Below are 12511 nucleotides of genomic sequence, written 5' to 3'. Positions count from 1 at the left end.
AGTTCTACGGGCAAGCACCCGATCTTGCGGGCGCACGGCGGTTTATCGCCGAGCGCCTCGCACGCGGGGAATCCGTCGTCCTGCTGGCCTTGGATGCCGCGGGCAGCGCAGCCGGCTTTTGCCAGCTGTACCCCACGTACTGCTCGGTCGAGGCTGCACCCACCTACACGCTGTACGACCTGTTTGTGACCCCGGACGCACGCCGCAGCGGCGCCGGACGCTGCCTGCTGCTGGCGGCGCACGCCACGGCGCAGCGCGATGGCATGGTGCGCATGGACCTGACCACCGCGCACACGAATACCGCCGCTCAGGCGCTCTACGAGTCGCTGGGCTGGACGCAGGACACTGTGTTTCGCGCTTACAGCAAGCGGGTGGGCGCCTGAGCGCAGGGCACCCGACGGCAATCACCAGCGCAGCAGCCGCGGCCCCAGGACGGCGCCCAGCAGGGTCGGCAGGACCATGCCGGCGACGTACCACACCGCCAGAAACGGCGCCGCCATCTCTGGGCAATGCAGCGCATACACCAGTGCGCCCAGCGCGCCCGCCAGCAGCCCGGCGGCGCCCCCCGCCAGGGCCGGCCGCGTGGGGGCTGCGCCCCGCAGCGCCCAGAAAAATCCTGCCAAAGCAGGCATCGACAGGAAGGCGATGTTGAACGGACAGGTGCGCCAGGTGCTGCCCAGCACCAGCCCCAGCCGATCCTGCGGCGCGGCCAGCACCAGCGCGGCCAGCGCCAGTGCCCACAGCACGAGCGGCGGTGCGGCCAGCGCAGCGGCCATGCGGCCCACCGCCCACCCCGGGCGCGCCAGTCGTCGCACCACGGCCAGCCCCCCGACCGCCAGGGCGGCGGCAAACAGCAGCTTGCCCCAGAACATGGCCAGCGCCATCGTCTGCGCCAAACCGGGCAGGAGCCCATAGAAGGCGACCATCAGCACGGCGGCACCGCCCACGCCCGCCAGCGCCGCCAGCGCAAAGCGCTGCTCGACCGCGTGAGCATTCACCGCCTGCGGCTGCGCGGCCAATGCGTTGATCAAATCATCGGTTTTCATCACAGTCCCCTGATCTTGGCGGCCAGGGCCTTGAGCCCCCGGTGCACGCCGATTTTGACGGCCGACTCCGACAGCCCCGTCAGGCGCGCTGTCTCGACCACCGACAAACCTTCCAGCTTCATATGCACGATAGGCAGGCGCTGGCGGTCAGGCAGCGTCTGCAACAACTGAGCCAGGTCGCGACGCGCCTCGGCGGCGTCGCTGTCGCTGCTGGAAAACAGCTCGGCCGCGTCGTCCAGCGAGTCGTTGCGGGCATCCCTGGCAGCATGGGAGCGAAGCCAGTCGACCAGCTTGTAGCGCGCAATCGCGTGCACCCATGCCGTCACCGGCATGTCGCGCTGGTAGGTATGGCGCTGGTTGTGCACGGCCAGCAGCGTCTCCTGCACCAGGTCTTCCACCGCGTGGGGCCACTGCGTCAACCGGCGGCGCAAAAAGGCACGCAGATGGGCGCTGAGCTCCTTCAGAAACCGCTGGTAGGCGGCGGCATCGGCATCCAACGCCTGCAACAGCAGCCCGCGCAGCCGTTCTTCACTCTCCATGACATCTCCCGTTGGTATTCGTATGCGCCTACGCCTCGGTTACAGCCGGGGCGAAAAATAAAACGCACGGTATTTTGTCTGGGCATGTAACCGCCACGCAGTGCAGGGCGAACTACCTCACAGACCGGACGGCAACGCCCTGACGCACGGCAGACCGGTCTAGCCGCAAGCGGCCGCACACCTTAACTCAACCCAACCTTACCTTCCGGAGATTTCACATGACCACGAAGCACCCCCTGGCCCTTGGCGCCCTCGCCCTCGCCGCTATTGCATCCAGCGCCGCAGTCCAGGCCCAGACCATGCCCGCCGATGGCGCCAAGCCGGCCATGGAAAAATGCTATGGCGTCTCCATGGCCGGCAAAAACGATTGCGCTGCCGGCCCCGGCACCACCTGCGCGGGCACCTCCAAGATGGACTACCAGGGCAACGCCTGGAAGTATGTGCCCGCAGGTACCTGCACCTCGATCAAGACGCCCAAGGGCATGGGCTCGCTGATGCCCATCAAGGCCTGAGGCACGGCGCAAGCGCATGGGCACCGCCACATCGCAGCAACCCGCCCTGACCGCAGGGCTGGGGCTCAAGCCCCAGCACTACGCCGACGCGCTGCACTGCCGCGCGCCCGGCCTGTGGTGGGAGGTGCACCCCGAGAACTACCTGGCCGACGGCGGTCCACGCATGGCGTGGCTGCAGGCCATCCGGGCGCAGCACCCTGTGGCCTTGCACGGCGTGTCGCTATCGCTGGCCGCCGATGCGCCTGTGGACGCAAGCCACCTGGCGCGGCTTGCGGCGCTGGTGCAGCGCATCGAGCCTGTGCGGGTGTCCGAGCACCTGGCGTGGTCGGCATGGCGCGGGCAGTACCTGCCCGATTTGCTGCCGTTTCCGCGCACCACAGCGGCGCTGCATCGCATTGCCGACAACATTGCCCGCACGCAGGATGCGCTGAGGCAAGCGATTGCCATCGAAAACCCCACGCACTACCTGCACCTTGAAGGCCACGACTGGACCGAACCGGACTTTCTGGCCGAACTGGTGCGCCGCACCGGCTGCACCCTGCTGCTGGACGTGAACAACGTCCATGTGAGTGCCCACAACCTGGGGACGCGCCCCGAGGTCTATCTGGACGCCTTTCCCCTGCACGCCGTAACCGAGATCCACCTGGCGGGCCACCATGCCGACCCGGTGCACGGCAACGCCTTGCTGATCGACAGCCACGATGCCCCGGTGGCTCCTGCCGTGTGGGCGCTGTACGAGCAGGTGATCGCGCGCACCGGTCGCATACCCACGCTCATCGAGCGCGACGACCAGTTGCCCGACTTTGACGAACTGCTGGCCGAACGCGACCAGGCCCACCACATGCTGGCCGCCGCGCAGGCCGCGAGCGCCTTGCCCGTAGAGGATGCGCCATGCTGCTGAGCGCGTTCCAGGACGGTTTCTCGCAAGCACTGACGGCCACGCCCCCCGCAGGCGCCGCCCCCTGGCTGGCAGCCTTGCAGGCCCAGCCCGGTTTTGCCGTGTACCGCAACACCACGGCCAAGGGCTGCATCGATGCGCTACAGGCCAATTACCCCACCGTGTGCCAGCTGGTGGGCGAAGCGTGGTTTCGTGCGGCCGCGGCTGTGTTTGCACGCGCCCAGCCGCCCCACGATGGCCTGCTGATGAACTACGGCGCGGGTTTTGCCGACTTTCTGGCGGGCTTTGCGCCGGCGGCCGAACTGCCCTACCTGCCCGCAGTGGCGCGCCTGGACCGCTGCTGGACCGAATGCCATCTGGCCGCAGATGCGCAGGCCATCACACCCGTCTGGCTCGCACAGCAGCCCCCGGAATCACTCGGGCAACTCAACCTGCGCCCCCACCCGGCCGCGCGGTGGGCCTGGTGCGACGATCACCCGGCCTACGCCCTGTGGCGGCACCACCGCGAGGGCCTGCCGGTGCCCGAAGCACTCCACTGGACGGGCGACGGCGGTCTGCTGGCGCGGCCCGAAGCGGCCGTGACCTGGCACCCCATCGACCGGGCCGGGGTGGCTTTCATGGCGGCGTGCGCGCAGGGCCAGCCCCTGGAGGCCGCAGCCGCGCAGGCTGTGGCTGCCGACCCGCATGCCGACCTGACCACCCTGCTGCGCGCTCTGCTGGATGCTGGCGCGCTGGTGTCCGGCGCTTCATTGCCTTGTTCCAACGCTGCTACCCAGGAGACTCCATGACCCCCACCACGGCCCCAAACCCAGTACCCGTTGCATCGAGCGGTCTGCGCGCACCTCTGTCACGCCTGGCTGATGCCGCGGCCTGGCTCACCCCCCACAGCCTGCTGGCGCTCGTGAACCGCGTGGGCATCGCGGCCATCTTCTGGATGTCAGCACGCACCAAGGTCGAAGGCTGGTTCAGCGTGTCCGACAGTGCCTACACCCTCTTCCGCGAGGAATACCGGCTGCCGCTGCTGCCCCCGGAGCTTGCGGCGCAGATGGCGACCATGGCCGAACATGTGTTCCCCATCCTGCTGGTGCTGGGGCTGTTCACCCGGCTGTCGGCCCTGGCCCTGCTGGGCATGACGCTGGTCATCCAGGTCTTTGTGTACCCGGATGCGTGGCCCACGCATTTGTCGTGGGCGGGGCTGATGCTCTACCTGGCCGGGCGGGGCGGTGGCCGGCTTTCGCTGGATCACGCGCTGGGCATGCGCTGACGCCCGTCAGCGCGGCATCGCAGAGCGCACCCACCGCGCGATGTCGGCCGCGCCCAGGGCGCCCGATATCCGCGCCACCTCGCGCCCCTGGCTGAACAAGATCATGGTCGGGATGCTGCGGATACCGTAACGCGCCGCAATCTGCGGCTGGGCTTCGGTGTCGAGCTTGGCCAGGCGCACATCGGGCTCCAGCGTGCGCGCCGCCTGTGCATAGGCCGGCGCCATCTGGCGGCAGGGGCCGCACCAGGGGGCCCAGAAGTCCACCAGCACCGGAATATGGTTGCGCTCCACATGCCGGTCGAAGCTCGCTGCATCCAGATCCAGTGGCTCCCCTGCAAACAGGGGGCGGTGACAGCTGCCGCAGTCGGGCGAATCGCCCCACTGGGCGGCCTGCACGCGGTTGGTGGTGTGGCAGTGGGGACAAACGATGTGCAGGGCGTCGGTCATGGGCAACTCGCAAGTTCTATGGCTTCGCAGATGGCGGCCCCCGCCCCGTGTTTCAAGGGCGGGCGGCAGGCACTAAAGAAGCCGGGTCAGCAGGCTCACCACAAAACTCAGCAGCAGCGTGGACGCCAGCGGCACATCCCAGTCCCGCCCCAACCACCTGAAGCGGAAATCCCCCGGCAAGCGCCCAAAACCCAGTCGGCGCAACAGCGGTGTGAGCCAGCTGATGAGCATCAGGGCCAGAAAAATGACGAGCAGCCAGCGGAACATGCGGCCTCGATCACAACCGGTGCGAACGGTCGCCGTGCACAAACCCCAGCGGCTCCCACGGCTCGCCCGCGCCCAGCGCCAGTACCTTGAACAGCTCGCCCATTTCGTGTTCCATGATTAATTTGGCCGCCGCCGCGCGATCCGCCTGCGGCAGTAGCTCCATTTTTGATAGCAATCCGCAATTGATGAGGAAGTGCGCCTGCGTGGTGTAGCCCAGCACGTGAAGTCCCGCATCCTGCGCGGCCAGCGCCATGGCGGTGAAGTTGACGTGGGCAGTGATGTCTTTGAGGCCCACCTGCACCAGCGGGTCGCCGTCGGCCCTGTGACCTTGGTGGCACATCAGGGTGCCCATGTGGCGCTGGGGGTGGTAGTACTCGTCCTCGCCAAAGCCGTAGTCCAGCAGCACGATTACGCCACGCGTGAGCCGGTCTGCCAGGGTGCGGATGAATCCTTCGCCCTGCGCGTGGGTCTCGGTCAGGTAGTCCTGCGGGCCCTCGATCTCGACGGGTGGCCGCAGGTGGGTGGGCCGGTCGGCCCAGGCAAAGCGGCCGTCATCGGCCAGCACCACGCCGCGCTCATGCCAGACGCCGTCTTCGTGGCCGCCGTGGCGTGCCAGCAGCTGCACTGGCATGGCGTCCAGCACCTCATTGCCCACCACCACGCCACTCAGTTGGTCGGGCAGCGCACTCACCCAGCGCAGCTTGTGCGCATGGGCGGCCAGCCGGGCCTGCTGGCGCGCGCGCAGGCTGCCCGACAGATCGACGATGGTATAGCGCCGCACCTGGTCGCCCAGGGCATCAAGCAGCTGCAGCGCCAGTGCACCCGAGCCCGCACCGAACTCCCACACCTCGTCGGTACCGGTGCGTGCCAGCGCCTGCCCCACTTGCACGGCCAGCGTCTGGCCAAACAGCGGTGTCAGCTCGGGCGCGGTCACAAAGTCGCTGCCCGACTCGGGCATGGCGCCAAACTTGGTGGAGTCGTTGGCGTAATAGCCCAGGCCGGGCATGTACAAGGCCAGGGCCATGAAGCGGTCAAAACCCAGCCAGCCACCGGCGGCGGCAATGGCCTGGGTGATGTGGGCAGCAATTTCATTGGAGAGGACAGTCATAATTTGGCCGCTAACTACGCGCCCTCTGAGCAAATCAAATGAGCGATTCGTCCAACTCTTCTAGTGCACAACCATCTTCCGAGGTTGTGCGGTGGTTGCAGTCCTTGGCCCTGCCACTCTGGGCTCGTGGCATCTTGGTCATTGTATTTCTAGCAGTGATGCTTGGCGGGCTTGGGTTGGTCATGTGGAGCGCGGTCATTCGCGACCGCGAATCCATGACTGCCGCCATCAGCTTGCTTACCGTGGCGCTGCCTGTCAGCCTCATCGTGATCGGTCTGGTGTTTGGGCAACGCAGCGAAAAGCGCCTCGCCAACATCACCCATGCAATTCTTGACAAGCTCATTCCGCTTCAAGTGCAAGAAATTGCCTGTCAATCACGCAAGCTCCAGCTGACTGCGCTTTTACGTACAGGTTGCCGGGCCACATACGCACTGGCAGCGCCACCAGGGCAAAGCCCTTTGAAACATCCCCTGCGCTTCAGTGTGGAGTTGAACGTACGCAAAGTGAACGTGATGTTCAGCCTCCCTGACACGATCGTGCCTGATGGATCGCTGGACAAAAACCCCGCGCTTTCAGCATATCGCCATGTGATTGCAGGCGCTCAGGCGGAGGGTTACCAATTGAATTCTGAGCTGGCAGAGTACGGTGGAGAAGATGGGGGAAGGGCGCTACTGTTCTTTCGCACGCTTCCCGATGACTTTTTGCTACGCCCTATCGAAAAACTGTATTTCACACAGGATCTTGGCTTTTTTGTGCGCGGCATACTGGAAGCACAAGAGCTGACAAAACCTCAGCCCACGACTGCGGAGCAATAACCATATGAAGAGTAAAAGATGGGTCTTGATCACGGGTGGCGCCCATCGACTGGGCAGAGAAATAGCGTTTGCTTTTACAAATGCGGGCTGGAACATACTATGCCACTACCGCACGTCCAAAGACGGTGCGCAAGCAACCCAAAAAGCGATTCATGACTTGGGAGGCTCTTGCCAGCTCGTCGATATGGATCTTTCAAAGGGAAATGCCGCCGAAAATTTGATGAATCGATGCGTGGAACTTACCGGGAAAGCTCCCCAATGCATTGTTAACAACGCCTCTATTTTCGAAGCTGACGATGCCCCCTCTGCAACAGCAGAGGCATTGCAAACGCACTTTCAAATCAACACCGCAACCCCGCTGCTTTTGGCGAACGCGCTGTACAACCACCTGCGCGGTGCCGCCGACGTGACGAATGGAGAACACTGCGTGATCCACGTGCTCGACCAGAAAGTGCACAACCTGAATCCCGATTACTTCTCCTACACGGTAAGTAAGCTGGCACTGGAACGCAGCGTGGCGCTTCAGGCGCAAGCCTTGGCACCCACTGTGAGAGTGTGCGGGCTCTCGCCAGGACTGCTTTATCTGAGCGGCCCCCAAACCCAATCCAACTTCGATCGAGCCAGCGTGGTCAACTTGATTCAAAAGCGCATAGAACCCACAGATGTAGCCATGTGTGCGCTGTTCATGGCACAGAACACCAGCATCAACGGATGCACGCTCAGGGCCGACAACGGCCAGCATCTCATTCCACTGAGCCGGGATGTCATGTGGGCCATTGAAGAGGCAGAAGACCGATGAACTCCATTCTTCTCTCCTTTGGAGCCATAGACTCGCGGCTGGCCACTCATTGCCGGGCACTGAGCCTTCGCCAGCATGAGGTGATGGTTCGAATTGGCGTACACGACTTTGAGCGTGAAGCACCACAACGGATCTGGTTTGACGTTGATCTTTGCGTGAAGCTTGACTTTGCACCAGCGACAAAAGACGACATCTCTGAAACGGTCGACTACGACTTCATCAGAAAAACAATCGTGGACCATGTGGGCAACCGCCATCATGAATTGCAGGAAACGCTTTGCGATGCAATTTCTGATGCTTTGCTGAGAAGGCACGACATTCACGCTGTGCGTGTCTCCACTCGAAAACCCGACGTATATCCCGACTGCGCATCGGTCGGTGTGGAACGGGTATCCATCAAGCCATGGTGAAAAGATTGATCACCTCAACGCCGAACATCACCCCCAGGAATGGCCACCAGACCTTAACCCTCACCGGCTTGCGCTTTAACGCCAACCTGGGCATCCTCGACCATGAGAAGACCGCTCCCCAGCCCATCCAGGTCGATGCCGAACTGAGCCTGGGCCTGCAGCCGCTGGCCCCCCATGACGATGACATCACCCACGTGCTGGACTACCGCAAGGTGCGACAGATCATCATCGACGAGTGCACGGCCGAGCACGTGAACCTGCTCGAGAGCCTGATCGGCAAGCTGGCCACCCGCCTGATGCAACTGCCCGGCGTGCGGGGCGTGCGGGTGAAGATTGCCAAGCTGGAAATCTTTGACGACTGCGAAGTGGCCATTCGCGTCGAGACAGGACAGTGGTGAGCCCATGAGCACCTTGATGAACGAAGCCTCGGGCGACCGCCCCGCACATCCATCCGGCTGGACCGGCGAACCCGCGCAATCCACCCACGGCGTTGGCGCCGCCCGCATGAAGATCGAACGCGAAACACACAAGCTTGAAAAGCGCCTGTGCCGCGAAGTCGGCAAGGCCATTGTGGACTTCAACATGATCGAAGAAGGCGACAAGGTGATGGTGTGCATGTCGGGCGGCAAGGACAGCTATGCGTTGCTGGACATCCTGCTCAAGCTCCAGGCCCGCGCGCCCATCCACTTTGATCTGGTGGCCGTCAACCTGGACCAGAAGCAGCCCGGCTTTCCAGAGCATGTGCTGCCCGACTACCTGACCAGCACCGGCGTGCCCTTTCACATCGAAAACGAAGACACCTACAGCGTCGTCAAGAAGCTGATCCCCGAGGGCAAGACCACCTGCAGCCTGTGCAGCCGCCTGCGCCGGGGCATTTTGTACCGCGTGGCCGATGAACTGGGCTGCACCAAGATCGCGCTGGGCCACCATCGCGACGACATCTTGCAGACCCTGCTGCTCAACATGTTCTTTGGCGGCAAGATGAAAAGCATGCCCCCCAAGCTGGTGAGTGACGACGGCCGGCATGTGGTGATCCGGCCGCTGGCCTACGTGGCCGAAAAAGACACCGTCCGCTGGGCCGCTCACCGCAACTTCCCCATCATTCCGTGCAACCTGTGCGGCAGCCAGGAAAACCTGCAACGCAAGCAGGTCGGCGAGATGCTGCGCGATTGGGAAAAGCGCTTTCCCGGTCGCGTGGAAAACATGTTCAACGCGCTGCAAAACGTCGTGCCTTCGCACCTGCTGGACAGCCACCTGTACGACTTCCGGAACGCCAGAGCCACGGGCGTGGCCAGTGACGACGGGGACAAGGCCTTTGACCGGGAAGAGTTTTCTGCGCCGTCTCCTTCGCTGCCAGGGGTCCAGGTGGTGCAACTGTCGTGAACCTGTGGCGGCTGGCGGTGTCTTACCGAGACCGTCCCGCCGCAAGCCACACCCCGGAGCGCCCCGCCATGAACCCTCGCCGCCTCACCCCCTGTCTCGTCTCGGCCCTGGCCGCCCTGGTGCTGGCAGGGTGCAGCACGGGCCCGCGCATCGTGGACGGGCGGGTGCAGAGTTTTGCCACCCCCGGCGCAGTCACCACCACCGCCACCTACCGGCTCGAGCGCCTGCCGTCGCAGCAGGGCCCGGCGTTCGATCCGATTGCCGCGCTGGCCGAACAGGCGCTGGCGCGTGCCGGACTGCGGCGCGATGATGACCAGCCCCAACTGCTGGCGCAGATCGGCGTGCAGGCCGACACGGTGCCCCGGGCAGACCCCTGGGGCTATCCCTATGGCCCGCACAGCGCTCTGGGCGGCTTGGGCCCGTCGCCCTGGGCATGGGGCGGTGGCTGGCATGGGCGTGGCTGGGGCGTGGGCGGGCTGTGGGCCATGGGCGCCCCCACGCCGCTGTACCGGCGCGCGGTGAGCATGGTGCTGCGCAGCGCGCGCGACCAGACGGTGGTGTACGAAACCTCGGCCGTGCACGAAGATGTGTGGGTGAGCGACCCTGGGGTGTATGGCGTGCTGTTTGATGCGGCGCTGCAAGGATTTCCGGCACCCCCGGCCGGCCCGCGGCAGGTGCGCCTGCCACTGGTTTTGCCCGCAATGCCGGGCATGGTGGCGCCCTCCACCAGCGCAACGCCTGCGGCTCCAAACAGTTTGTCGGCACCGGCAGCACCGCCAACGCGGTAAGCTCGCGTGCTGGCCTGTGTCAGCCGCAAGGGCACAATGCTTGGCGGCGCACTGGGCGGTCGTCCCTGGGTGACCCCAACCCATTGCCTTGCCAGCCACCCCCTTCCGACACGACACTCGACCGCATGGACGCCACCCGCATTGTCGCCATCCGCCACGGAGAAACCGCCTGGAACGTGGACACCCGCATCCAGGGCCATCTGGACATTGCGCTCAATGACACGGGCCGGTGGCAGGCCCGGCAGGTCGCCCAGGCGCTGGCCAGCGAGCCGGTGGCCGCTGTGTATACCAGCGACCTGCAACGCGCGCATGCCACCGCCCAGGCCGTGGCCCACAGCACGGGCGCGCCACTGGTCGCAGACACAGGCCTGCGCGAGCGCAGCTTCGGCCACTTCCAGGGCCGCACGTTTGCCGAGATCGAGACCGAATTCCCTGAAGACGCCTTGCGCTGGCGCCAGCGCGATCCGCACTACGCGCCAGAAGGCGGCGAGTCGCTGCTGATGCTGCGCAACCGCATCGAGCACACCGTCACCGCTCTGGCACGCGGGCATGTCGGCGCGCAGATCGTGATGGTCGCGCATGGCGGTGTTCTTGATGTGCTGTATCGCCTGGCCACGCGCCAGGACATCCAGGCACCGCGTACCTGGCAGTTGGCCAACGCGGCTATCAACCGCCTTTTGTGGACCCCCGACGGCCTGACCCTGATCGGTTGGGCCGATACCCAGCATCTAGACCCTGCAGCACACGATGAAACCCATGCCTGACTCCCTCACATCCTCCATCGGCCAGCGTGTGGACCTGATCGACACACCTGCGCTGGTGATTGACCTCGACGCCATGGAGCGCAACATCCAGCGCATGGCTGATTTTGCGCGCAAGCACCGCGTGCGCTGGCGCCCCCATGCCAAGATGCACAAGAGCGCCGAACTGGCGCTGCAAATGCAGCGTGCTGGCGCCCAGGGCGTGTGTGTGCAAAAAGTGTCTGAGGCCGAGGCACTGGCCGCAGGCGGCGTGACCGACATCACCATCACCAACGAGGTGGTGGCCATGCCCAAGCTGCAGCGCGCGGCGCGCCTGGCGGCCCGGCTGGCGGCGCAGGGTGGGCGCCTGGCGATTGCGGTAGACCACATCGAAGGCATTGCGCGGCTGGCCGAGGCCATGACGATGCACGGCAGCGATGCCGGCATCGACGTGCTGGTCGAGATCGACGTGGGCCAGGGCCGGTGTGGCGTGCCGCCCGGCGAGGCCGCCGTGGCGCTGGCCCAGGCCATCACCCAGCACAGCCGCCTTCGGTTTGCCGGACTGCAGGCCTACCACGGACGGGCGCAACACATGGCCAGCACCGTGGGGCGCCGCGCGGCCATCACCGAGGTGGTGTCCGCCGCACAGCTCACGCGCATGCTGATCGAAGACGCCGGCCTGCCCGTGCCCCTGGTCACCGGCTCGGGCACCGGCACGCTGGTGCACGAGGCTGCCAGCGGCGTGTTTGGTGAGGTGCAGGCGGGCTCTTTCCTGTTCATGGACGCCGACTACGCACGCAACGAACGCGAACCCGCCCAGCCGCAGTTTGAACACGCCGCCTTCATCAAGACACAGGTGATCTCGGCGCATGAGAGCCACGCCGTGTGCGACGCCGGCCACAAAAGCCACGCCATCGATTCAGGCCTGCCCACAGTGGCCCTGCTGCCGCCCGACTACGCACTTCGCTACGCCAACGGCGGCGACGAGCACGGCCTGCTCTACGCCCAGGGCCCGCAGGCGCTGCTACCCGCGCTGGGCCAGATGCTGTGGCTCATTCCGGGCCATTGCGACCCCACTGTGAACCTGTACGACTTCATGATCGGCGTGCGCGGCGGCCTGGCCGAGGGCGTGGTGGAACGCATCATCCGGGTCGATGCCCGAGGCGCGCTGACTTGATGGGCACCAGCGGGGGGCGGCTTGTGCGCACGATGGCGCCACAAACCTCGCCCCTGAGGCGCACGCTGGCCAGCTTGCAGCCTGCAATGGCCAGGTCATCCACCACATGCACGTAGCCAGCATGCGGTGCCCAGGGGCCCGCACTTCAACCTAAAAGCGGCAGTTGACCGCTTGTAGTCTAGTGTGCTGTCCCGCAAATACGTGAGCAAAGTCGATGCAGCTTTTCAAGGATCGAATCGGCGGTGGCAGTCCATGTGAAGGGCTGGCAGTTTGTGTTGTGCGCGGCGACGAAGTGGTCGATGCGCTGCACAAGCTGCT

General features: G+C 65.2%; 18 protein-coding genes and 1 pseudogene. 13 read left to right on the top strand and 6 right to left on the bottom strand.

Annotation, left to right across the window (positions count from 1 at the left end; all coding sequences use genetic code 11):
• The coding region (locus ACK543_RS01850) for a GNAT family N-acetyltransferase (RefSeq protein WP_409941179.1) at positions 1 to 383 on the top strand (383 nt) is incomplete at its 5' end.
• A gap of 21 nt (positions 384 to 404) precedes the next feature.
• Here ACK543_RS01850 and ACK543_RS01845 read toward each other — a convergent pair.
• Together ACK543_RS01845 and ACK543_RS01840 are read right to left on the bottom strand one after the other, a co-directional pair.
• The gene (locus ACK543_RS01845; RefSeq protein WP_409941178.1) at positions 405 to 1046 is read right to left on the bottom strand and encodes an NrsF family protein; all 642 of its coding nucleotides are present in this window, start codon (positions 1044 to 1046) and stop codon (positions 405 to 407) included.
• Positions 1046 to 1585: a sigma-70 family RNA polymerase sigma factor gene (locus ACK543_RS01840; protein ID WP_409941177.1), complete on the bottom strand. Its 540-nt coding sequence runs from the start codon at positions 1583 to 1585 to the stop codon at positions 1046 to 1048. Before ACK543_RS01840 ends, ACK543_RS01845 begins: the two co-directional genes overlap by 1 nt.
• 218 nt (positions 1586 to 1803) lie before the next feature.
• On the opposite strand from ACK543_RS01840, the gene ACK543_RS01835 reads away from it, so the two are divergent.
• From ACK543_RS01835 to ACK543_RS01820, 4 genes are read left to right on the top strand one after another with little or no spacing between them, the layout of a single operon-like run.
• Positions 1804 to 2097 carry a DUF2282 domain-containing protein gene (locus ACK543_RS01835; protein WP_409941176.1) on the top strand — a complete coding sequence of 98 codons (294 nt, stop codon included), beginning with the start codon at positions 1804 to 1806 and terminating at the stop codon, positions 2095 to 2097.
• Between the two features lie 16 nt (positions 2098 to 2113).
• On the top strand, positions 2114 to 2998 hold the full coding sequence (locus ACK543_RS01830; protein ID WP_409941175.1) for a DUF692 domain-containing protein: 885 nt from the start codon (positions 2114 to 2116) through the stop codon (positions 2996 to 2998).
• Complete coding sequence (locus ACK543_RS01825) at positions 2989 to 3783, top strand: putative DNA-binding domain-containing protein (RefSeq protein WP_409941174.1); 795 nt, start codon at positions 2989 to 2991, stop codon at positions 3781 to 3783. The genes ACK543_RS01830 and ACK543_RS01825 overlap by 10 nt, the downstream gene beginning before the upstream one ends.
• Entirely contained in the window at positions 3780 to 4259 is a 480-nt protein-coding gene (locus ACK543_RS01820) for a DoxX family protein (protein WP_409941173.1), read from the top strand. Before ACK543_RS01825 ends, ACK543_RS01820 begins: the two co-directional genes overlap by 4 nt.
• Positions 4260 to 4265: 6 nt before the next feature.
• Here ACK543_RS01820 and trxC read toward each other — a convergent pair whose 3' ends face one another.
• The 3 genes from trxC to ACK543_RS01805 form a co-directional block, all read right to left on the bottom strand.
• Positions 4266 to 4706 (bottom strand): thioredoxin TrxC, encoded by a 441-nt coding sequence (gene trxC, locus ACK543_RS01815; protein ID WP_409941172.1) that lies wholly within the window; start codon positions 4704 to 4706, stop codon positions 4266 to 4268.
• Positions 4707 to 4778: 72 nt separating this feature from the next.
• A complete protein-coding gene (locus ACK543_RS01810) occupies positions 4779 to 4973 on the bottom strand; it encodes a DUF2905 domain-containing protein (RefSeq protein WP_409941171.1) in 195 nt (64 codons plus the stop codon).
• A 10-nt stretch (positions 4974 to 4983) separates the two neighbouring features.
• On the bottom strand, positions 4984 to 6081 hold the full coding sequence (locus ACK543_RS01805) for a class I SAM-dependent methyltransferase (RefSeq protein ID WP_409941170.1): 1098 nt from the start codon (positions 6079 to 6081) through the stop codon (positions 4984 to 4986).
• Positions 6082 to 6119: 38 nt separating this feature from the next.
• Here ACK543_RS01805 and ACK543_RS01800 point away from each other — a divergent pair, with 38 nt between their 5' ends.
• The 8 genes from ACK543_RS01800 to ACK543_RS01765 all read left to right on the top strand — a co-directional run bounded on the left by ACK543_RS01800 (position 6120) and on the right by ACK543_RS01765 (position 12193).
• Positions 6120 to 6896, top strand: a complete 777-nt coding sequence (locus tag ACK543_RS01800) for a hypothetical protein (protein WP_409941169.1) — start codon at positions 6120 to 6122, stop codon at positions 6894 to 6896.
• A 4-nt stretch (positions 6897 to 6900) separates the two neighbouring features.
• A complete protein-coding gene (locus ACK543_RS01795) occupies positions 6901 to 7695 on the top strand; it encodes an SDR family oxidoreductase (RefSeq protein WP_409941168.1) in 795 nt (264 codons plus the stop codon).
• Positions 7692 to 8105: a dihydroneopterin aldolase gene (locus ACK543_RS01790; protein ID WP_409941167.1), complete on the top strand. Its 414-nt coding sequence runs from the start codon at positions 7692 to 7694 to the stop codon at positions 8103 to 8105. Before ACK543_RS01795 ends, ACK543_RS01790 begins: the two co-directional genes overlap by 4 nt.
• Positions 8099 to 8503, top strand: a complete 405-nt coding sequence (locus ACK543_RS01785; protein WP_409941166.1) for a dihydroneopterin aldolase — start codon at positions 8099 to 8101, stop codon at positions 8501 to 8503. The genes ACK543_RS01790 and ACK543_RS01785 overlap by 7 nt, the downstream gene beginning before the upstream one ends.
• 16 nt (positions 8504 to 8519) lie before the next feature.
• Positions 8520 to 9488, top strand: a complete 969-nt coding sequence (gene ttcA / locus ACK543_RS01780; protein WP_409941180.1) for a tRNA 2-thiocytidine(32) synthetase TtcA — start codon at positions 8520 to 8522, stop codon at positions 9486 to 9488.
• Between the two features lie 68 nt (positions 9489 to 9556).
• Positions 9557 to 10276, top strand: a complete 720-nt coding sequence (locus ACK543_RS01775; RefSeq protein WP_409941165.1) for a hypothetical protein — start codon at positions 9557 to 9559, stop codon at positions 10274 to 10276.
• A gap of 125 nt (positions 10277 to 10401) precedes the next feature.
• Positions 10402 to 11040, top strand: coding sequence for a histidine phosphatase family protein (locus ACK543_RS01770; protein ID WP_409941164.1), 639 nt, complete (start codon positions 10402 to 10404; stop codon positions 11038 to 11040).
• Positions 11024 to 12193 (top strand): DSD1 family PLP-dependent enzyme, encoded by a 1170-nt coding sequence (locus ACK543_RS01765; protein ID WP_409941163.1) that lies wholly within the window; start codon positions 11024 to 11026, stop codon positions 12191 to 12193. The genes ACK543_RS01770 and ACK543_RS01765 overlap by 17 nt, the downstream gene beginning before the upstream one ends.
• Before the next feature lie 178 nt (positions 12194 to 12371).
• On the opposite strand, the pseudogene ACK543_RS01760 reads toward ACK543_RS01765, so the two are convergent.
• Positions 12372 to 12511: pseudogene (locus ACK543_RS01760) on the bottom strand (IS630 family transposase); the annotation flags it as partial.

This window comes from Acidovorax sp. (assembly GCF_046341535.1).
Classification (GTDB): Bacteria; Pseudomonadota; Gammaproteobacteria; order Burkholderiales; family Burkholderiaceae_C; genus Acidovorax.
The sequence above is the reverse complement of the archived record's forward strand: the minus strand, read 5'-3'. Positions and strand labels throughout refer to the sequence as shown.

Excerpts from the sequence above, each read along its gene's own strand:
- ACK543_RS01845 (WP_409941178.1), bottom strand. The coding sequence starts at position 1,046 with ATGAAAACCGATGATTTGATCAACGCATTGGCCGCGCAGCCGCAGGCG.
- ACK543_RS01840 (WP_409941177.1), bottom strand. The coding sequence starts at position 1,585 with ATGGAGAGTGAAGAACGGCTGCGCGGGCTGCTGTTGCAGGCGTTGGAT.
- ACK543_RS01835 (WP_409941176.1), top strand. The coding sequence starts at position 1,804 with ATGACCACGAAGCACCCCCTGGCCCTTGGCGCCCTCGCCCTCGCCGCT.
- ACK543_RS01830 (WP_409941175.1), top strand. The coding sequence starts at position 2,114 with ATGGGCACCGCCACATCGCAGCAACCCGCCCTGACCGCAGGGCTGGGG.
- ACK543_RS01825 (WP_409941174.1), top strand. The coding sequence starts at position 2,989 with ATGCTGCTGAGCGCGTTCCAGGACGGTTTCTCGCAAGCACTGACGGCC.
- ACK543_RS01820 (WP_409941173.1), top strand. The coding sequence starts at position 3,780 with ATGACCCCCACCACGGCCCCAAACCCAGTACCCGTTGCATCGAGCGGT.
- trxC (WP_409941172.1), bottom strand. The coding sequence starts at position 4,706 with ATGACCGACGCCCTGCACATCGTTTGTCCCCACTGCCACACCACCAAC.
- ACK543_RS01810 (WP_409941171.1), bottom strand. The coding sequence starts at position 4,973 with ATGTTCCGCTGGCTGCTCGTCATTTTTCTGGCCCTGATGCTCATCAGC.
- ACK543_RS01805 (WP_409941170.1), bottom strand. The coding sequence starts at position 6,081 with ATGACTGTCCTCTCCAATGAAATTGCTGCCCACATCACCCAGGCCATT.
- ACK543_RS01800 (WP_409941169.1), top strand. The coding sequence starts at position 6,120 with ATGAGCGATTCGTCCAACTCTTCTAGTGCACAACCATCTTCCGAGGTT.
- ACK543_RS01795 (WP_409941168.1), top strand. The coding sequence starts at position 6,901 with ATGAAGAGTAAAAGATGGGTCTTGATCACGGGTGGCGCCCATCGACTG.
- ACK543_RS01790 (WP_409941167.1), top strand. The coding sequence starts at position 7,692 with ATGAACTCCATTCTTCTCTCCTTTGGAGCCATAGACTCGCGGCTGGCC.
- ACK543_RS01785 (WP_409941166.1), top strand. The coding sequence starts at position 8,099 with ATGGTGAAAAGATTGATCACCTCAACGCCGAACATCACCCCCAGGAAT.
- ttcA (WP_409941180.1), top strand. The coding sequence starts at position 8,520 with ATGAACGAAGCCTCGGGCGACCGCCCCGCACATCCATCCGGCTGGACC.
- ACK543_RS01775 (WP_409941165.1), top strand. The coding sequence starts at position 9,557 with ATGAACCCTCGCCGCCTCACCCCCTGTCTCGTCTCGGCCCTGGCCGCC.
- ACK543_RS01770 (WP_409941164.1), top strand. The coding sequence starts at position 10,402 with ATGGACGCCACCCGCATTGTCGCCATCCGCCACGGAGAAACCGCCTGG.
- ACK543_RS01765 (WP_409941163.1), top strand. The coding sequence starts at position 11,024 with ATGAAACCCATGCCTGACTCCCTCACATCCTCCATCGGCCAGCGTGTG.